Below are 22,474 nucleotides of genomic sequence, written 5' to 3' on the forward strand. Positions count from 1 at the left end.
ACCTCCGGAATATTCGTATTTTTCGTTAGACAGGGTTTTGTTCCCCAATGTGTGCTCAGAAAGGAGAAGTCGGTAAGGGAATTCTACGAACAGTGTGTCCCTCATGGAGCGCCTCCCACGTAATCCTGCCTCCCTGGGTCCAATACATCGCAATATTTTCCAGATTTCTCTCCTCTAGAAGTATTTGAGAAACTTTCTCGCCTACTTTTCCTGACAGAAGTGCACTTTTATTTGAATCTTCTCCGCCTTCTCCGATAAATACTGGAATAGATGCTCTCTCCGGCTCGTTGCCCTGGCCGACTGACTCGATAAGCTCTCTAAGACCAGTTCGCAATTCCTCCCGTGAGCTCGCTACGATTGCCGCCCGGCACTTCATCGCTTCACGGCCTGTCTGAAGGGTGAAAGCAATATCATGTAAGGAAAGCTCGTGCTGCTGCTCTACATATTCAAGTAATTGACTCGCAAGCGCATTTAGTCGCTCCCAGTTTATGTCTGAGAGAATCACTACTTCTGTCTGATCTGCCCCTTGCAACTGGACAGCTTCTTTTGGCGAAGGGATGTATTCTTCCAGAATAAAATGAACATTCGATCCCCCGGCACCGAAGGAGCTTACTGTTGCCCGTAGCGGAAATTCCCGCTCTTCTCCCTCCAGCTCTATTACAGGTCGCTTCCATTCCTGAAGCTCCCGCTGCAAATAAAATGGAGTATTGCTGAACGTAAGATTGGGATTCAGCTTTTCCGCTTTAATGGTGGGAACCAGCTTTCGATGCCACAATTGCAATATGGTCTTGGTAAGCTGCGATATTCCCGAGGCTGCTTCTGCATGGCCTATATTGGATTTAACCGAACCCATGGCACAAAAGTGCTGCTCATCCGTAAATTTCTGGAAAGATTTTTTCAAGGCGACTAGCTCAATCGGGTCTCCTAATGTAGATCCATTGGCTGCTGCCTCTACATAGCTGACTGTCCGAGGGTGAATGCCGGCTTTCAAAAAGTTCTCTTCAACAAGTTGTGCCTGTGCATTGGGATTGGGGACCGTGTACCCGTTACTGTGTCCTCCATGATTAGTGGCCGTAGATTTGATGACTGCTAAAATGCAGTCTCCATCCTCCTCTGCCTTATGAAGGGGCTTTAAGAGAACTGCCCCAACACCTTCAGCAGGAAGATATCCGTCTCCATCCGCAAAGCTTCGACTTTCTTCATGGCTTCCGATCAATTGGTTCTGGCTGGATTCAATATACTTTTTGGGGCTTGTCAACAGATTCCCACCGCCAGCTACTGCGATTTGACACTCACCTCTGATCAGGCTTTCACATGCCATATGGACAGCCACAGCAGAGGAAGAGCTCATCGTATCAATGGATATGCTCGGTCCCTGGAAATTGAAATAATGCGACATGGGGTTGGCGACGGCAACAGAACCAAAGGATGTGATCCGAGGGGCATCCGTATTTGTATCACAGGTGCAGTATTTATGATACGTAGCACCAACGTAGACCCCAACCTTGGATTGGTGTTTTTTCTGTAGCATCTCTCGCGTATATCCCGCACTTTCCAGCAGGCTCCATATCATTTCCAGGAAAAGCTGTTCCATAGGGTCCATCAAACTCACCTCATAAGGAGTGAGGTGAAAGAAAGAAGAATCCAACGGATTTATTCTGTTTAGGAAGCCCCCCCACTTGCAGTAGGTTTTTCCCGGTTTATTTCTTTCTTTATCAAAGTAAAGATCGTGATCCCAGCGATCTTTGGGAACTTCGGTAATGCAGTCCTTGCCCTCTTGGAGATTTCTCCAGAATTCTTGAATATTTTCCGCTCCAGGATATTTTCCAGACATCCCGATGACAGCAATGTCCATCGCTCCTGTTTCTGTTTTTGTTTCTGTTTTTGTTTCTATTTTTGTCTTCGTTTCTTTTGCCTCCTCCTTAGGCTCTACTCGCACTGACGAAATAGGTGAGTGCCGAAATAAAGGAGAGGGCGCTTTTGCATGCTCTACGATGCCCATGGATTTCGTGCTGGCTGCCGCGACTAGCTCTTGTTCAGCACCAAACAAAGCGTTCAATTCGTCCCGATGAGATTCCAGGAAGTAATCCGTTAAACTCTGGATATTCGGATATTCAAACAGTAAGGTTCTGGACAGTGATCCAAACGTTTCTTCCAACTGATCGGTTATTTCCATAGACTTTATGGAGTCAACCCCATAGTTTTCTAAGTTTTTATCCTCTTCAATGCGCTGTTCCGGCAGTCCAGTGGATGAGGAAAGTAAGCCCTTTAGATAACCCGTTATCTGATCACGCAACCGCTCTTCTCCAGCCAGGGATTTTGTCTCATTGGCTACGGAAGCCGTGTCAGCTATTGCACTTACAGTCGCTACCTGATCCAGACCAAACAAAGTGCTTAATTCGTCTCGGTGAGATTCCAGAAAATATTCGGTTAAGCTTCGGATATTCGGATATTCAAACAGTAAGGTTCTGGACAGCGATCCAAACGTTTCTTCCAGCTGATCGGTTATTTCCATAGACTTTATGGAGTCAACTCCATAGTTCTCCAGGTTTTTATCCTCTTCAATGCGCTGTTCCGGCAGTCCGGTAGACGAAGAAAGCAAGCCTTTTAGATAACTTGTCACCTGATCACGCAACTGTTCTTCTCCTGGTCGAAGTTCTGTATCCATTGCTGTCGTAGCGGTGGTGGCTTTTACACCTACAGTTACTGCCTGCTCCAGACCAAACAGAGCGATTAATTCGTCTCGATGAAATTCCAGAAAATACTCGGTTAAGCTCCGGATATTCGGATATTCAAAAAATATCGTCTTCGACACCTGATCGAACGTTTTCTCCAACTGGTCAGTCAGTTCCATGGACTTGATAGAATCCACCCCGTAATTTTCCAACGGCGCATCCTCTTCAATTCGATATGCAGGCAGTTCGATTGACGAAGACAACAAAGTCTTCAAGTAATGGGCCGTCTTTTCACGCAGCAGATGTTCATCTTGGACGGACACTGTCTTATTTTCTGAGAAAGGAGCGATGTTGTCTTCTGATCCGAGTCTCTGATCCCCGGCTGCTTCTCCGCTGTCTTCAAGCTGTCCTTCCATAATCATCATTCTGCTGATCAGCTCAATGTCTCCTTCTACCACCATCGCTTGATTCGATATGCAGGCTATACTTTGATACAACGCACGAATACCAGTCTCTGTCCTCATCGCATACATGCCTACATTCTGCAAAGCTTTTTCCGTCTCCTGGTCAGGTCGCATTCCGCCGTCTTTCCATAACGGCCAATTGATCGACAGCGTTTTGCCCATACGCTCCCAGGAGGATACCAAAGTATTACGATACCAAGCATAGGCATCCATGAACGCATTCGCGGTGGCATAGTCAGACTGACCCGCATTTCCGCCCACTCCGGCAGCTGATGAGAAAAGAATAAAGAAATCTAGGGGCATGTCCTTACTGGCCTGATCCAAATTGGCTAGTCCGACCACCTTCGGTGCCAGAACTTCCCTGAATTCTGCGCTCGTCTTTTTGATAATATAGTTATCTTTAATGATTCCAGCACTGTGCAGAATGCCGTTAATTCCGCCGTATGCCATTTGGATGTCCTCAATCAGGCCAACCACCGCTGCCCTCTGCGTGACATCCACCTGTCTGTATTCCACCTTGGCGCCCAAAGCCTTCAATTCTTCCAATTGGGCCAGCTTGTCCTCGGTCAGCAGGGACCGCCCAGTCAGAATCAAGGTTGCTTCCCTGGTCTGGCGCGCAATTTCTTTGGCAAAAATTAGACCCAGGCCCTTGGCACCTCCAGTAAGCAGGTAAACCCCATGATCTTTCCATGGAATTTGTGGTGTCGCTGGCATTTCAACCTTGTTCCAGGCAGGAATCCAACGTTTACCTTCTACAAAACGGATGCGGCTGTCCTCTGGACGCTGACTGCTCGACCTTAATATTTCAATGAGTCCTTCATTTTTTTCCGTTTCCCCTACTTCAATTAGTTGCCCGTAGAACTTTGGATTTTCCTTATGAGCCGTTTTGAGTATGCCACACAGCCCGGAGAAAAGTAGTTTCTCATTTCCAGACATCGTTACCATTTGTACCAGCACTTTGCCTTTAGGCTTGTCAATTAGGATGCCTTGTATTTTCTCAAAAACCTGAACGGCATATGTTTCAAAGCGTCGGTCGACCTCTTCCATGCGGGCTTGTAGGGTGATGCATTCCACGCCTGTCAAGGAGGCCTCGACATGTACTGCAGCTATGGCATCTGTCTCACAAAGTATGACCACATGCCGTTCGTAGTCGGTTGCTATGGTTTCCTTATTAGCCGCCTGTTCTTTCCAGAATGGCTGTAGCATCATTGCACCGAGCGGTTGCTCACAAGTCTCCGCTTCCTTATAGGAGACCCCTTTTATGCGCACACAGATTCTGCCTGCCTCGTCGCACAAATCAATATCATACTTGTGCATCTTATGATTAATCTGATTTCCTCTTCCATGCCGTACTAACGCCCACATTTTGCTCGGACATTCCTGAAATATTTGAAGCTTATCTATCGCAGTCGGCAGTATTTTTTCCCGAGAATCAATGCCATTGAACTGCATAACATTTTCATTATTCGAAAGCAGGTATAACGGCAATTGCAGGGCAGCACTTGTCATGAAGGGATGCACAACAAATAGGCCCCCAGTATTCGCAATACCGGAAGGCAGTGATAGCTTGGCCAACACCAAACCCTGACCTATATAAACTTGCTCAGCGGACTGGAATTCCGAATCGTAGTTGGCTCCAGTCGTGCGCAGTGCTTCATCGTCTCCCCTAGGTAAAATATGATCAATGCACTCCATCTGCAAAGCCTGAATATCTAATGTTTCCGTTCTATTTAAAGCCTCCAGCTCGGCACTTCCCTCGCTGTGTAAGACAGGATCTCCTGCTTCGGTTCGTGTGCTGTAAATTTTGAAGCCAATTCCACCTTGATCTTCCGGAAAGAGTCCTATATGTATTTCCGGCTGATCTCCTATGACAGGAGCATGTGTCCATACCATGTCTGTGAGTGTGATGCCTGCCTGACCCTTCTCCTGAACTGTTAACGATTGTTCAACCGCTGCCCGCGCCATTTCAAGACATGCTCCATCCGACAGGACAAGTCTTCCATCAACGACGGAGTTATTCAGATAAAACTCCTGACCGTTGAAGATTGAGCTGAATCTTTGCTCAGAAAGAACGGAGGTATTGTGATGCAGCAAGGGGTGCAGATATGCCGGAGTGACGCCAGCGGGCTTTTCTTCATCTACTGATATCCAGTAGCGTTCCCTAGCAAAGGGATAGGTAGGCAAACTGATGCGGAAAGGCTGGACATTACTGTAAAGTCTGTTCCAGTCAACGTGCATACCCTTGACCCACAATTCCGCTAGCCTACCGTATTTCTCTGCTAGATTCCAGACATCAGAGGATTCATCCAGCGCTTCCTCCCGCGAAACTATATCCAAGCTCTCCTGATTCCGCTTGACCTGTCCCCGATATAGCTGCGCAATATTCTGTCTTCCTCCAATAAATTCCCACAGCTTGTTCCCAAGTTCCTCCACTGTCTGAACGACCACGGCAAGGCGCTCTTCCATCGCCTCACGCCCTGTCTGCAAGGTGTAAGCCACATTTATCAGGTCATTATCCGAGAAGTCATTTTTATCCATTGCAGCAGTCAATTGAACAGCCTGCTCTTTCAATGCTTCATCACTTTTGGCCGACAATGCGATGACAACTGGCTTTTGCGGAGTAGAGGCAGCCTGTTCTGCTGGAATGTATTCTTCAAGAACGATATGGGCATTAGATCCTCCAGCTCCAAAGGAAGATATTCCTGCAATTCTCGGGTATTCCCGTTGCTCGCCATTTTCCTCCAGAATCGGACGTTTCCATTCAGCAAGTCCCTGCTGAACTGTAAATGGCGTTTTGGCAAAATTTATAATGGGATTCAATACTTTGGCATGCAGACTTGGGACAATTTTCTGGTTTTTCATTTGCAGTATAATCTTAGCGACACCCGCAATCCCTGCGGCCGCCTCCAAATGGCCTATGTTTGATTTTACCGAGCCAATCGCACAGAACCCTGTATCCTGTGTATCCTTCTTGAAAGCCTGGGTAAGTCCGGTAATTTCAATAGGATCACCGAGCTCTGTCCCTGTTCCGTGGGCTTCAATATAACTGACTGTTCGAGCATTGACGCCTGCTTTATCCAAAGCCTCTCGGATCAATTCTCCTTGTGCTACCGGATTAGGAACGGTATATCCGTTCGTTTTTCCACCATGATTGATACTAGTAGCCCGAATAACCGCATAAATGTGATCCTTGTCAGCAATGGCCTGAGATAAAGGTTTGAGCAGTACAACGCCCGCACCTTCACCAGGGACAAATCCATTCCCCCCTTCGCCAAAACTCTTGCAACGTCCCTCTGGCGATAGCATTCGCATTGTGCTTAGAAAAACATAGTTGGAAGGATGAAGATATAAGTTGACTCCACCTGCAATGGCAATCTCGCATTCTCCGTTATGAATATGCTCACAAGCCTCATGGATTGCAGTTAATGACGAAGAGCACATGGTATCGACCGAAAAGCTCGGCCCCTTCAAATTCAAGAGATACGATATTCGATTGGCTACCGAACTGAACGATGTGCGAGGAAAGATCGGTTTGCCTTGCTCCCACAGCTTGGGACCGTATAAATTGAAGCCTGTTGCGGTAATGCCTGCAAAGACGCCGATTCGCCCATTGTATTGCACTGCAAGCTGATCTCTGCTATATCCAGCATCCTCGAAGGCCTTCCAGCATTCCTCCAGAAATATCCGCTCCTGAGGGTCGATACTCATCGCTTCCCGGGGCGATATGTTGAAGAAAAGAGGATCAAAATCTGCAAAATCCTCCACAAATCCCCCAGATTGGCTATAGCTTTTGCCCTTCTCGATAGCTTCCTTTATGTTAGGAGAGTAGAATCCTTCCTTCTTCCAGCGATCCGCGGGAATTTCTGTAATACAATCTTTGCCCTCTTGTAAATTATTCCAGTATTCTTCCATATTTTTCGCTTGTGGAAATCGTCCGCTCATGCCTATAATAGCTATTTGCTCGTGTTTCACACTGCCTGTGTCTATAGCTGCGCTGCTGATACGTTGGTTTTCTTCCTTTGGCAGAGTCGGCAATGATAATTCGCGATCAACATGCAAAGATGCAGGGACGAAGTTTTCTTCCGGCTCCAGCCGTCTGCCAAGTCCTGTCCACTGTACGCATTCCTCATAGTAGTCAGCAATAAAATATTCCGCTACCGCTTCCAACGTCTGATATTCAAAAAACAGGGTCATCGAGATTTCACCAAAAACTCCCTGAAGCTTTTGATTGAGCCTTGTAATCATGATGGAGTCTATGCCGTAGCTCTCCAAAGGCTCACTGACATCAATCTTTTCAACGCTCAGCTTAGTCACTTCTCCAAACAACACTTTAAGCTGGTGCAAGGTTTTTTCCAGAAGCAGCTCAGGATTTATCGGTGAAGAAGCTGTCTCTTCAACGTACATGTTCTCCTGTGGCTTAGGCTCCAATAGATGCTTCCGCAACCTGGACAAATCCCCCTCTATCACCAGCACCTGCTTCTGGCCAGAGGCCAGGCTATCATATAAAGCCTTAACGCCGTTTGAAGTTTGCATGGCCACCATGCCAATACTTTGCCAAACCCTCTCCGTTTCAGCATCCGCATGCATGCCTCCATCCTTCCAGAGAGGCCAATTGACAGACAGCGTCTGCCCTTTGCGCTCCTTGCAAGAGACGAGGCTGTTTCGATAAAAGGCATAGGCATCCATAAACGCATTCGCTGCGGCATAGTCGGCCTGACCAGGATTGCCCATAATCCCTGCGATGGAAGAGAAGAAAATGAAGAAATCAAGATCTAGCTCCTTCGTCGCCTGATCCAAGTTGACCACCCCGGCTACTTTGGGCGCCATTACTTCCTTGAACTCTTCCTGTGTCTTATGAATCATAAAACGATCCTGTATCACCCCTGCGCTATGGAGGATGCCATCAAGCCCCCCGTGCTCCTCTCGGATCTTTAGGACCAGTTGCGAGACCTCTTCCTTTCGGGATACATCCGCTCGTTTGTACTCTACGCGGGCTCCCAGCGCCTTCAACTCCTCCAGTATGACCTGCTTGCCTTCATCAAGCATGGAACGTCCTACAAGGACTAGCGTAGCTTCTCGGACTCGCCGGGCGATATCTCTCGCCAAAACAAGCCCTAAACCTCCTGCACCGCCCGTAATCAAATAAATCCCCTGATCCTTCCAGGGCACTCTTCCCGGAGTTTCAGGGGCTTTCATTTCATTCCAGCTGAGAATCAGACGTTTACCGTTCTCATACCGTATCCTTTTGTCTTTGGGGTATTGACTGTTCTCTTTCAATTTCTCAACGATCTCTTCCAAACCTGTAGCTTCCAATTCAACAAATTGCCCTACGATTTTTGGATTTTCTTTTTCGGCTGTTTGCAGCAATCCCAAAAGCCCAGCAAAGAGCTGCTGCCCGGTTTGTGAAGAAGCAGCAATCTGTACCAACACGCTGCCCCTCAAGTTCTCTTTGAGGAGCATTTGCACTTCTGCAAGCAGTTGAAGGGCATAGCGCTGAAAGCGTTCATCCATGCCGGTCAAACCGGCATGGAGCTTGATGCATCGGGTTCCTTTCATGAGCGCTTCAATACTTCGCTCTGAGATATGATCAAGTTCACAAAGCACCACCAGATGCTGGCTACATTCATGAAGAGTCGCTTTTTGGAGCGCAGCTTGCTCTTTCCATGAAGGCTCAAGCATAAGGACTCCTGTATCCGCCAGAGCCCCCTCCGTGTTCCCTGCTCTGCTGTGCAGAGTTCCATCTGAAGCCATTTGAGCTTGAATTTGGCGTATTCTGAGGAGAGCCTCCTCTTTCTGCATCCGTCCGCTTTTTACCTCACCCAGAATAGTTTGAAAAAAGTCCTTCATCTTAGATTGCCTCCCAGCATGTAGAAACTTCTCATTTACGTATGAATATATTGAAGATTTCATTGGCGGCCTCATCAACAGACATGGCGTCGTTCATCATTTCATCCAAGAGTCTGCCGCACAATTGATCATCAAAATCTACATTGCTTTCATTTTGCGACAGTAATGCGTGGGCTTTTAATTGATCCTTGCTATCCGAAGTCCAATAATGCTCTTTTGCAAATGGGTAGGTTGGCAGGCTGATACGGTGAGGTACCTTCCCCGTATAAACTTTTTCCCAATCCAAATTTAGCCCTTTGGCCCACAGCTCCAGAAGCTTTGTATATTTCCTTTTGGAAATCCAATGTTCAATCAGTTGTTGCAGGTCTTCGTCCCCCGTAAAAATGGACAACGCTTCTTTGTTGCGTTTTACTTGACCTCTATACAGGTTGAGCATGCTGTGGCGTCCGTCCACAAATTCCTTTAATTTCTCCTCAAGATCTGTGATCGAATCCACGAGCATGGCTAGACGCTCCTCCATCGGTTCGCGTCCCACCTGGAGCGTATAGGCAATATCCAATATGCTGGCCGAGGATAGCTGACCCTGAAGAGCCTCAAGCAGCTGTCGTCCTTTTTCCTTAAGCTGCTCCTCACTCTTGGCTGATAGCACGATCATCGCAGGTCCCTGAGAAGCAGGTTCTATTCCTGATGGCTCCTGAACCTCGGGAATATACTCTTCAATCACGATATGAGCGTTGGCCCCACCTGCACCGAAAGACGATATTCCAGCCCGTCTCGGACACTCCTGAGTGATTCCATCGGTTGTAATTACCGGTCTCTTCCATTCTTCTAGATTCTGCTGAACGACAAAAGGAGTATTGCTGAAATGAATTTCAGGATTCAACTTCCTAGAATGTAAGGACGGTACTAACTGGCGATGCTTAAGCTGCAGCAATATTTTAGTTACTCCTGCAATGCCTGCTGCGCTCTCGGTGTGACCAATATTGGATTTGACCGAACCTATGGCGCAGAACTGCTTGTCTTGTGTGAATTTCTCAAAAGCCCTGGTCAATCCGGCAATTTCAATAGGGTCTCCCAAAGCCGTGCCGGTTCCATGGGCTTCAATATAACTGATGGTTCTTGCATCAACATTCGAACGCCGTAGCGCATCCTCAATCAGTTGAGATTGAGCTTGAGGGCTAGGCACGGTATAACCACTGGTTTTACCTGAAGCATTGAGCATGCTCCCTTTGATGACACCATAAATATGGTCACCGTCTGCAATAGCCTTCTCCAGCGGCTTTAACACGATAGCGCCGACGCCTTCCCCATCAACGAATCCATCCGCTTGGTCTCCAAACGACTTACATTCGCCAGTTTTCGAAAGCATCGTCATCGCTGACAGCTTGATATAGTGGATTGGGTCTACGATCAAATTGACCCCTCCGACAATAGCGCACTCGCTGATACCGCTATACAGACTTTCCAAAGCTAGATGGATAGCCGTCAATGAGGAGGAACAAGCGGTATCGATGGTCATACTTGGACCTTGGAAATCCAAATGATAGGATATCCGATTGGAAATGGAATTGTATTGAGGTCCCAAACCGTAATTTCCATTCATCACGCCTGCGAATACGCCCACTTTACGACTCTCACAAAGATTGGCAGGGGTATATCCGGCATCCTCTATACTTGCGTATGCAGCTTCCAGAAAGAGCCGTTCCTGCGGGTCCATAGTTTCGGCTTCTGCAGGAGAAATCTTGAAAAATAGTGGATCAAATAAATCGATTCCCTCGATAAAGCCGCCTGATTTCGTATAGATGGTACCTCGTTTTCCTTTTTCTTCGTCAAAGTAGGTCTTCCAATCCCAACGATCTTTCGGAATTTCAGTGATGCAGTTTTTACCCTCTTTTAGGTTGTTCCAATATTCCTCTACATTACGAGCTCCTGGATAGCGCCCGGACAAGCCCACAATCGCAATATCTCTGATATTAGAGGAGTGCTCCTTCGGCTTCTCACCTTTGCTGACAGACGGCTTAAGGAAGCGTCCTTCCTGTGCAAATCTCATCGGGGCAATATCGACTACCTGTGGAGCAGGGACTTCTTCCACTCTGGAAGTTTCTTCGCTCATCTCTGTCTCCTTCATACCTACCAGCTTCTTCAACGAATCCTTTTGCGTTTGAAGCAGGTACGCTACCAGATCATCTATGGTGTTGTACTCAAAAAACAGGGTGCTGGCAAAATCCTCGATCACTTCACGCAGCACATTGGTGATTTGCACAACCAATATCGAGTCGATCCCGTACTCTTCCAGGGCAATCGTAGAGTCGATGCTTCCCGGTTCCATTTTTAGGGTTTCGCCAAGTAAATTTTTAAAGTAGGCCGTACTTTTGCTGCGCAGCACATTTTCTGATTCCGCTGATTCCGCCTGTACTGCCTCTCTTTTGGGCTGAGCTGATTGTTTTATTGATCCTGCTTCAACGGTTCTATTCTCTACCGATAGGGATTTTTGCTTTGGCTGTCGCTTTTGCCGAACCAAGCCATCGCTTTGGGCTGCAACGATCTGCTGGCCCCAATCATGCGCCTCCTGTGCCGGGAAAAACGCTGTGTGAAAGCCTTCTTTGGCCAATACGCTTTTCCATACGTGAGGATAAAGTCCAGGGCAGCCGGGAATACGTAATTCCGAATCCTCATAAGCCCACCAGCCATCCAGCAAGCCGAAGGTAAGATGGGTAAACACGCTGCTGCCCATGAGTTCATTTAATAGAAGCAGGCCGTTGCTTTTTAAAACCGCTTTCGCATTGCGCAATGCCTGGCGAATATCTTTGGCCGTATGAAGTACATTGGCAGCAATGACAATGTCATATTTACCCGCATCAATACCTTGTCCAGCAATAGGTTCTTCCACATTAAAGATTCGATAACTAAGATACGGATTGTCTGGCCCATACTCTTTCTCCGCATGCATCAAAAAAGCCTTCGAAATATCGGTATAACAATATTCCTGAATGTGTTTGCGGTATGGCCGTAATTTGAGGAATACGGTGTTGCTGGTTCCTCCGGTGCCTGCTCCGATTTCGAGAATTCTGATTTCTGCAGCAGAGTTGCTCATAATTCTCTGCTGAACATAGGCGGCGATCGTATCGGAAAGAACTTCATTAAAATAGTCAGCTACCAGACTGTCTTTATAAATCCCTTCCACTAATTCCATCGAGGAATTGGGGAACATGATTTCCGTTGCAGGACATTGGCCGGTAATAATTTCAGGCAAGGCCCGCAGCGTTGTCTCAGCCAAATGTACCCTCGCCCGCATCTGCGGATATTTTTGCCATGTATGCTTGTGCTCTTCCCATTCCTGCCAGACATCCTCTCGGTAAGCCGGGCTGGAAGCATTTCCATCTGTAAGAGCATCATTCAGCCGTGCCAAAATCTTTACACTCTCACCTAGCCATTTGCCGTATAACTCTGACAGTCCATGCTTATGTTTGAACTCGTCAACAGACTGACGATCTGTCCCTGACAACCCCATGGACCAAAGCTGCTCCTGCAACAGCTTGCCTAGGAGATGCTCCAATTCCCTTTCCTGCAGGCTGCCAGCATCCTCTGCCGCATATTCCTCGGCAAACTGGGCTTTTGATTTGATCACTGCAGCCATACTTTCTTGTATATCCCGAAGATCGGGATCCGTGTTGTGCGGGTATAGATTGATGGCTTCTGCCGGATTAGTCCCTTCCAACTCCAAATGTTTTGTTGTTTTCATCAGTCCCATTTGACCCAGCGGTGAGGCAAGCAACGTCTCAAGTGCCTCCATCCCCTCGTGAGGCTCAATAAGTCCGACGCCGATCTGCGCTAGTTTTGAGTAATTATCGACTTCTTGCTGCCTGTCTTGGGAGGTATTGTTTGCGTCGTTCCCCCAGTATCCCCAGTTCATGACTTTCACCGGGCAATGCCATTCCTGTGAAAGCCGCTGCGCAAACGCATCCTTAAAGGTACATCCGGCAGCATAGCTGCTTTGTCCCGGATTTTTTACATAGGCAATAATAGAAGAGAAAAACAACACGAAATCCAGCGGTTCATTTTGAAAAACCTGAGCCATACGCACACTGACATTGACCTTTGCTGAAAGCCCGGACCGGAGCCCTTCCTCCGTCAAATCTTCCAACCCCTTCTCCAAAAAGGCAATGGCAGAGTGGACTACGCCGTTGATCTTGGAGTACCGCTGCTTTATCTCCTCATATGCCCCCTGCAGCGACCTTTCATCTGCTGCATCTGCCGTAATATAGTATGGAACAGGTCCGTGGCCTTTAAATTCGTCCAATTTAGCCTGGATGGACGCGTCCTTTGGCCTTCTGCCTATCCACACCATCTGGGCCTGATAGGTCGAAGCCATATACTTGCTCCACGCCACTCCGATGTTGCCTGCACCACCGATAACCACATAGATGCCTCCGGTTTTGTACAGCGTCTGTCCTTTTGAGCCTGGAGTCTGCTTAAACGGAATCAGCTGCTGGCGATACCACTGACCGCCTCTGAAAACCCACATCCGTCCCTGACGGTCTGAAGGCAGCGTAAATAGTTCGGATAACGGCCAGTCATAATCGGATTGCAGGTCTATGATACGAACCTTCCAGTTCGGATATTCTTTGGCCATCGTGCCTACCAACCCATGCAAACTTGCGTGGGCCGGGTGGACTGTATCGTCCTGATCGATCGACTGAGCCTGGGTGGTTATGGTTGTCCAGCCTAGCTTTTTCGTCCCATACCCCAGCAGGAGCAGCGCCTTGACCATTCTAAAGAAGAGCAAGACTCCGGGCTCCTGTTCCTCAATCAAGGATTCAGCAGTGACCGATCCGACAGAAATCGTAGGTGCAATCCACAGTATATGGTCAACGGCTCCATATTCTTCAACCTTTGAGGCAACCGTTTCTATGGAATCCTGCGCCTGCATCTCCAAAAAATGCGCCTTCGGATAATATTCCCAGATGGCCTGTCTATCTTTGTCCGTACCACCTGCAATGACCATTCGGTCTGTCGACGATGGGAAAGCTGATTCTTTTTTAAGCGCAACGGGGTCCCATTTTGGGATGAGCATGACAGCTCCTACAAGCGGATCGGCGGCATGATCTCCTGCAACTACGCCTTGTGCATGCTCAGTGCGGATATCTCCGTCCAGCGCTCGGGTGGATAGTCCCGTTATTCTGACACAAACGTTCCCTTCCTCATCACATAAGTCGATATTGAGCTTTTGTACCTTGTCCTCTCTCTTGCTGCCCTCGCTGTATTGAATCAACGACCACATATTCTGGGTGCATGCCCCATGGATTTCGATCTCTTGAAGGGCGAATGGCATAGAAGGCGTATTGGGTACTGTGCTGTCCGGCAGCTCTCCATCTTGACCCATGATTAATCCAATGGATGCATGCAAGGCCGCATCCATTAGGCTAGGGTGAAGAACAAAGCTGTCAGCCGAATCGGAGAGCACGGAGGGCAATGCCAGCTTGGCCAGTACCTTGCCCGGATGTGTATACACTTTCTCCACACACCTGAAGGCTGGGCCGTAATCCATCCCGATTTTTTGGAAGATATCGTAGCAGCGCGCTCCCTCAAATCCATGTGGATCAAATTCTGCCTGTAATGCCTCTAGGTTAAGCACTGGCTTTTGTTCCACGTTAAACTGCACCGCATTGCCCTGGCTGTGCACGGTATGTCCGATATCGCTTCCTGCTTGCTTACTATATACCTCAAAGCTGATTTTTCCCGCGTCTTCCAAAAATAGGCCTGTGTGTACTGGGAATGGCTGATCTTCGACCACAATTGGCCGAATCCAGTTTACATTTTTTAACCGGATTCCTGTTGTGCAGTTGTCCTCATCTCCTATAGAGCGTTCCACAGCCGCCCGCACCATCTCAAGATAAGCGACGCCTGGTAGAATCCGTTGGCCTTTTACCGTATGATCTCTGAGGAAAAATTCCTCGCCTGTAAACGTTGAGCTGAACCGCTGCTTCAAGAAGTTTGAAGTGTTGTGGTGCAGTAAAGGCGACAAAAATGCAGACTGGCCTAGGGTGGCTGTCATACCATCGTTCTTTACCTGGTTTACGGGCACCCAATAGCTTTCTCTGGCAAAAGGATAGGTTGGCAAACTAATCCTGCGAGGCTTCTTTTCCCCATAAAGCCTATTCCAGTCCAACAGCAGTCCTGTCACCCAAAGCTCGGCGAGCTTTCCATGTCTACCTTTACTCACCCATGCACCCACCATTTTAGCCATATCCTCATCGATTTCCTGAGTGACCAATACTCCTTTGTTGCGCTTTACCTGTCCTCTATACAGTTCTTTTATACCTTCCTTCTCCAGCAGGAAGCTTTCCAATTTCCAATCCAGCTCTTGGATGGATGTGGCGATGATCGCAAGCCGTTCTTCCATCGCTTCTCGTCCGATCTGCAGCGTGTAGGCGATATCTGCGAGACCTATACGCGGGTCATTCAGCTCTCTAATGGCAGATAGCAATCTTTGCGCCTGCTCGTTCAGCCTTTCCCTGTTCTTGGCCGATAGCACAATCATGGCAGGATGAAGAGACGCAGGAGCAACTTGCAGCTGACCAGTCTCTGCTGGAATGTACTCTTCAATTACCACATGCGCGTTAGACCCACCTGCCCCGAAGGCCGAGACTCCTGCCAACCTTGGATACTCCTTGATTTCACCATCCATGGATACGACAGGTCTTTTCCATTCCTCTAATGTCTGCTGTACTTTAAAAGGACTATCACTAAAATCGATGTTGGTATTTAACTTGCTTGAATGCAGTGAAGGCACCAATTGTTTATATTTCAACTGCAACAGCACCTTTGTCACTGCGGCAATACCGGCTGCGCTCTCACAATGTCCGATATTAGACTTGGCAGACCCGATTGAACAGAACTGCTTGTCTCTGGTATATTCCCGGAACACCTTTTGTAAGCCCGCAATTTCAATCGGATCACCCAGAGGAGTTCCTGTCCCATGCGCCTCTATATAGCTAATGGTTCTAGGGTTGATTCCCGCCTCCTGAATAGCCTGCCCAATCACGCTAGCCTGTGCGTTGGGGTTGGGTACAGTATATCCATTGGTTTTTCCTCCGTGATTCACTGCAGTACCTTTTATGACGCCATATATGCGGTCTCCATCTGCTATAGCTTTGGCCAGCGGCTTGAGCAGCAAAGCCCCGACTCCTTCTCCTGGCACATATCCGTCACCCTGTCCGAAGCTTTCACACCGCCCATTGCTTGATGCAAAGCTTCCCTGTCCGAGTAATAGATATTTGTTAGGATGGACGGAAACGTTGACTCCCCCTGCAACCGCCAGTTCACATTCTCCATGCTGCAGTCCGTGACAGGCCATATGGATTGCTGTCAGTGACGAAGAGCACATCGTATCCACAGCGATACTTGGTCCATGAAAATTACAAAAATACGATACACGGTTGGCAACCGCCGAAGCATTCCCGAGAAGCCCGAGCATATTCCCTTTGGCTTGTTCCTGGGCTCCATAAAGCTGATATTCGTGATACATTACTCCGACATAAACGCCAACATTGCCTTCCATGCCGCCAAGTCCCCGGTCTGCACCAAGAGTTTCGCGCGTATAGCCCGCATCCTCTATGGTTTCATACACACATTCCAGGAAAAGGCGCTCTTGAGGGTCCATCGTTTCCGCTTCTCTTGGCGAAATGTTGAAAAACAACGGGTCAAACCAGTCCACCCCATCGATGAACCCTCCCCACTTGCTGTAGGTTTTCCCGGGCTTCCCTTTAGTTTCATTAAAGTACAGGCTGTGGTCCCAACGCTCCTTGGGAATCTCAGTGATGGAGTCCTTCCCATCCCTTAGATTTTTCCAGAACTCCTGGATACCTGCTGCCCCCGGATATCTTCCCGATATCCCTATAATGGCAATGTCCAAGCCCTTCTCTTCCTGATGGGGCTGCGTACCTGTCGGGAAAGGCCATGGACGTCTGCGACTCGCAGCGATCGGAGCCAAAGGCTCTATTGCTGCTTTTGCAGGTTCGTTCGCCACTTTATGAGGAGCCGCATTCTTCTCCTGCGCTTTTAAAACGTCTACCAGCCGGCCATGGTGCGATTCAAGGAAATATCCAGTTAATGAGCGGAGATTATGATATTCAAAAAATAATGTCTTCGGCAGTGAGCCAAACGTTTTTTCCAATTCATTTGTGAGCTGCATGACCAATATGGAATCAATCCCATACCTGTCCATAGGCGCATTTACATTTATACTTTCAGCTGGCAGCTTGATTACAGCCGAAAGCAATATTTTCAAATAGTCTTCAGCTTTTTCTCTTAGCCATTCTTCGCCGATAATCGAGGCTTCCCCATCTTCCATTCTGGAACGGCCTGAAATCTCTGTTCCTGAAGGCTGTCCCAGAATGGCCGTCTTAATCGTTTGAGGATACCCTTCGATAACCATAACCTGGCTTTTACCGGAAGATAAGCTTTGATACAAAGCCTTTATTCCACTCTCTGTTTCCATGGCAATCATGCCCAGACCTTGCATTGCCTTTTCCGTTTCCCCATCGACATGCATCCCACCGTCCTTCCACAACGGCCAGTTGATCGACAGCGTGTGCCCCTGGCGTTGCTTGCCTGCCGCCAAAGCATTTCGATAAGAAGCATAAGCATCCATAAAGCCATTGGCAGCAGAGTAGTCAACCTGTCCTACATTGCCAACACTTCCAGCGCCGGAAGAAAACAGGATAAAGAAATCCAGAGGCAGGGAGTTGCTGGCCTGATCCAGATGGATCAACCCTGAGACTTTGGGAGTCAGCACTTCTCTAACTTCTTCTATCGTCTTTTTGATGATGAAGTTGTCCCGTATCACTCCTGCTGTGTGTAAAATACCGTTAAGACCGCCATATTGCTCGACGATGCCATGAATTAACTCGGTGACCGCTTCCTTTTGACCCACGTCCACCTGTCTGTACTCTATATGACCTTCCAGCGCTTCCAATTCGCTTAACAAGGTCTGTTTATCCGCTGACAGAGGTGATCGTCCTACCAGTACGACGGTGGAGTTTTTCACATTGCACAGGATGTCTCTGGCAAAAATCAGTCCCAGGCCACCTAGACCGCCAGTGATGAGATAGGTCCCTCCATCTTTCCATGGCTGGGCTGCATCTTCATGCAAGGTTTCAATTTCTTGCCACTTTAAAGCCTGTCGCTTGTCGCCATGATATCGTATTCGTTCGCCGTACTGGCCGTAACGGTTCTCTTGTAATTTTGCAATAATCCCCTCAGGGCCATCCTTGGCATCAAGCTCTAGCAGTTGACCCATGACATTCGGGTTTTCTTTTTGGGCGGTTTGCAGCATGGCAAAGAACCCGGAATAAACCTGTTGGTCATTTCGGGCAGGGACTGCAATTTGCAGCAAAGTTTTTTGTTTGTGTATATCCAGCATTATATTTTGCAATTCTTCAAATATCTGAATAGTGTAGTCTTCAAACCGCGCATCCAAGTCATTACTCGATGACTGTAAAACAATGCAGCGAGTACCATCCATACGAGCTGCAATATCCTTTCTGGAAATACCTTCAAATTCGCACAGGATCACAATATGCCGTATATCGTTGAACGCGTTCTCTCCTGCAAGGACTGCCTCCTCCTCCCAGACCGGCTCCAGCATGAGTGTGCCCACATTCTCGACGAAATCTGCTTGCCCTGCTCCTTTTTCCAGTTCTCTGGATGAGAGCCCTTTGAGCTGCACACAAATCTTTCCGGTCTCGTCGCAGAGATCGATATGTACTATGCTCAATCCAATTAGTGTCTCCTCACTCGCTTGTCTGGAAATCCGTGCCCACATCACAGAAGTGCATTTTTCGAATATTTTCAGTTCCTGCAAGGCAAAGGGTACCGAGAGGTTGCCTTCAGACACATGTTCTTCTCGATCCATCACCAACCCGATTGTGGCCTGCAAGGCTGAATCCATTACAGCCGGATGCAATACAAATTCACTTTGGGTATGAGATACATTGGATGGAAGGGACAGCTTTGCCAGCACGAAATCCTTTCCCCGTAAGATGGTCTCGATCCCCCGGTGTCCCGGGCCATAGTCTATTCCCATAGCTCTGAAAGCTTCATAGCATTGGCTTGAAGATAGTGAACTGTGAATACATTCTGCCTGTAAAACATTCAGGTCCAGGTACTGCGGCTCACCGCTTCTCTCCAACACAGCTATCCCCTGGCTGTGTATAATATCTTCGGCGTTTTCTTCCACGCCGCTGTATATTTCAAACGCAATCGCTCCATCGTCCTGAGGATATAGGCTGGTGTGTACCCTGATCGGTTTGTTAGCTACAACGATGGGCTGAGCCCATACTACATTTCTCAGTTGAATACGGGTCTCACCCTCCATGACATCCCCTGCTGCTTCTTCGACGGCCGCTCGCACCATTTCAAGGTAAGCCACCCCAGGTAATGTCGGTTGGCCCATGACTCGGTGATCTGCTAGGAAAAATTCCCGGCCTGTAAAGGTGGAGTCGTAGCGCTGCCCGGAGAGATCGGAAGTATTTTGATGCAGCAAAGGGTGAATTTGGGCGGTCATAGCCGGGTTTATATTCTCCTGGCCCATGTCTGTCTCAGACAACCAATAGTGTTCCCTCTCGAAAGGATAGGTCGGCAGACTGATTCGCTGGGGCTTGGTTGCTCCATAAAGTGCATCCCATTCAATAGTTGCGCCATTAGTCCATAATTTGGCTATTTTATCAATTCTTTTATTCTGAAGCCAGGTCCGAACGAGGGTTCCAGTATCTTCGTCAGAATCAAAAAGTTCAATTTCGCCTCTAGCATCGTCCACTTGTCCAGTTAACACCTTGTCCGACGAGTTGCCATTCACAAAATGTTCCAGCTCATCGACCAGATTTTCTCTTGAATCCGCCAAAAACGCGAGGCGCCAGTTCATAGCCTCTCTGCCCACTTGCAGGGTATAAGTCAGGTCTGACAGCTTAGTGCTTTCGTGCAATTTAACAAATTCCATCATGTCGGCGGCATAGGATTTCAGGGCTTGTTCGCTTTTGGCAGAAAGTACAAATAGCACTGGGTTGTCTTGATCGACTGGGTTCAGCTGCACCTCAGAGGTTACAGGCACATATTCTTCAATAACCATATGCGCATTAGTACCGCTAAACCCGAAAGCACTGACGCTTGCACGTCGAGGTATCCCCGGTTTGGACTCCCACTTTTGTAGCCCAGTGTTAATGTAAAACGGGCTTTCCTCTAAAGAAATATGTTCATTTAGGGATTCAAAATTGATGGTTGGCGGCAATTGCCGATGTTTCATGGCGAGGAGCACTTTCATTATGCCAGCTACTCCGGCCGCTGTTAGCATATGTCCCATATTGCTTTTCAGCGATCCCAGCGCGCAATAGCCCTTTTTGTTCGTATAGGATCGGAAAGCTTCGGTAAGCCCTTCCACTTCGATCGGATCGCCCAGTTTGGTACCTGTCCCATGGGCCTCTACCATAGAGATCGTTTCAGGATTAATATTGAACCGCTGGTAAACCTCACTTTCAAGCGAAATCTGTGAATTTACACTTGGAGCAGTAATGCCGTTGGTTTTCCCATCCTGGTTCATTCCCCATCCCCGGATAACCCCATAGATGGAGTCCTTGTCCCTGATTGCATCAGAGAGCCGTTTTAATAAAATAACGCCAACCCCTTCTCCAGGGACAAACCCGTTTGCACGGGCGTCAAAAGTAAAGCATCGTCCATCCTTGGACAGCATTCCTGCTTTGCTGGTCATGACATGCATCCCTGGCCCTGCCATGATCATTACTCCGCCCGCCAAAGCAAGATCGCTTGTTTCTAAAACAAGGCTGTTGCAAGCTTCAGCTATAGCTACCAGAGAGGAAGAGCATGCGGTATCAATCGCCAGAGAAGGGCCCTTCAAATTCAGCAAATACGAAATCCGGGCCGATAAAATGGAAGGAGCTCCTCCCATAAGAACCTGCGCATTCAACCCCTGTCCGCTCATAGACCTTCCATAATCACTAGCTGCACAACCTACAAAAACACCGCAACGGCTCCCTGACAGTGAGGCTGGATTCAATCCGGCATCTTCAATGCATTTCCAGCTACTTTCCAGAAATAGACGCTGTTGAGGGTCCATCATCTCTGCTTCCGCAGGAGATATATTAAAGAACAACGGGTCAAATCGATCTATATCCTCTAGCACACCCATCCACTTGCTATAGGTTTTCCCCTCAGCCTTGGGATCAGTATCATAATATTCATCAATGGACCAGCGTGTTGAAGGAATTTCCGATATACAATCCCTGCCCTGAGCCAGGTTATCCCAGAACTCAGTCAATGTCTTGGATTTGGGGAACTGACCCGCCATGCCAATAATTGCGATAGAATCCTTCTCCTGACCATGCGGCATACTGGGCACAGATTTTTTCATATCCGCCTGCTTGAGCAGTTTATGCGTACCATCGCTATTCGGAAGTTGTCCATAGGCCGTCTGAATCCGTTCCTTGACCTCTTGCTGATTCACAAACGTTTTGTCCTGCATTTTTATTTCTTTCTCAATCGTTGCCGCCAGCTTTTCTCTAATCGGCTGAGCCATATGGTTTTTCAGCTCAATCAATGACTCTCTTGGCGACTCGGACAGTTTCCTTGCCAGCTGCATTGCGTACGGCACCACTTCATTTCTCGGCAGAACAGGAAAAGGAGTCCCTTTGGACTCCAGCTCTGAACCGCTATATCTAGTACCAGTGAATAAAATTTCCTGCGCCATGCTAACTCCGAATTTTTCAGGAAAAATGAGGGTTGAGCCCGCACCGGGAGTAAAGCCGTATTTCATAAAATTAGTGGTGTAGATGCTTTCTCTACTCATCACGATAAAATCGCAAAACATCCCCATGCACCAGCCTGCGCCAATTCCATGTCCCTGCATAGCAGCAATGACTGGCAGCTTGCAATCCAGTGCAATCTTGTAAACATTGGTATCGCTATATTTCGCCTTTCCCTCATGAATGGCTAGCAATCCCTCCTGCGTACCCCCTGTGGCAAAATAGGTGTCATATCCCGTCAGAATCACGACTTTATAGTTCTCGTTAGCCTGCACCGTAGCGAACGCCTGGTTCAGGCCCACAATCAGTTCATCGGAAAATGTATTTTTGTGCACGGTATCCTTCATTGTTAACAGGACAATGCCATGCTCAAATTCCTGCAATTGAACCACAGGCGGCACTTCCGTTTCGCCATTGCTCTCCTTCTCCGGTCCGTGAAAGCTGTCCAATGGCTGTAGCGAAAGAGACAATTCCTCTGAAGTTGATTCCTGTGACCGGACTTCCAATGATTCTTCCAAAGATTCATCCGAAAGCCCGCCCATCAATTGGCGCAATCGTGCTTCGGCATCTTCAGAATTTATTTCCCCTGTTTGTACCGCACGAAAAATATCTTTTGGATCCATAAAAATGCCCTCCTAGCCGTATGAAATAGGACGAATATCGTGTCGGCAAT

The 22,474-nt window shown here is 48.0% G+C and carries 2 protein-coding genes; both read right to left on the reverse strand.

The annotated features are described in order from the left end of the window. Window positions 1–55: 55 nt before the first annotated feature. Complete coding sequence (locus MKX36_RS15810; RefSeq protein WP_340864999.1) at window positions 56–8,986, reverse strand: type I polyketide synthase; 8,931 nt, start codon at window positions 8,984–8,986, stop codon at window positions 56–58. Between the two features lie 31 nt (window positions 8,987–9,017). Then, window positions 9,018–22,424 (reverse strand): SDR family NAD(P)-dependent oxidoreductase, encoded by a 13,407-nt coding sequence (locus tag MKX36_RS15815; protein ID WP_340865000.1) that lies wholly within the window; start codon window positions 22,422–22,424, stop codon window positions 9,018–9,020. Window positions 22,425–22,474: the final 50 nt, after the last annotated feature.

Source organism: Paenibacillus sp. FSL W8-0439 (assembly GCF_038008995.1).
In the GTDB taxonomy this organism is placed as follows: Bacteria; Bacillota; Bacilli; order Paenibacillales; family Paenibacillaceae; genus Paenibacillus; species Paenibacillus polymyxa.

Coding starts and splice junctions, on each gene's coding strand:
- MKX36_RS15815 (WP_340865000.1), bottom strand. CDS start 22,424: ATGGATCCAAAAGATATTTTTCGTGCGGTACAAACAGGGGAAATAAAT.
- MKX36_RS15810 (WP_340864999.1), bottom strand. CDS start 8,986: ATGAAGGACTTTTTTCAAACTATTCTGGGTGAGGTAAAAAGCGGACGG.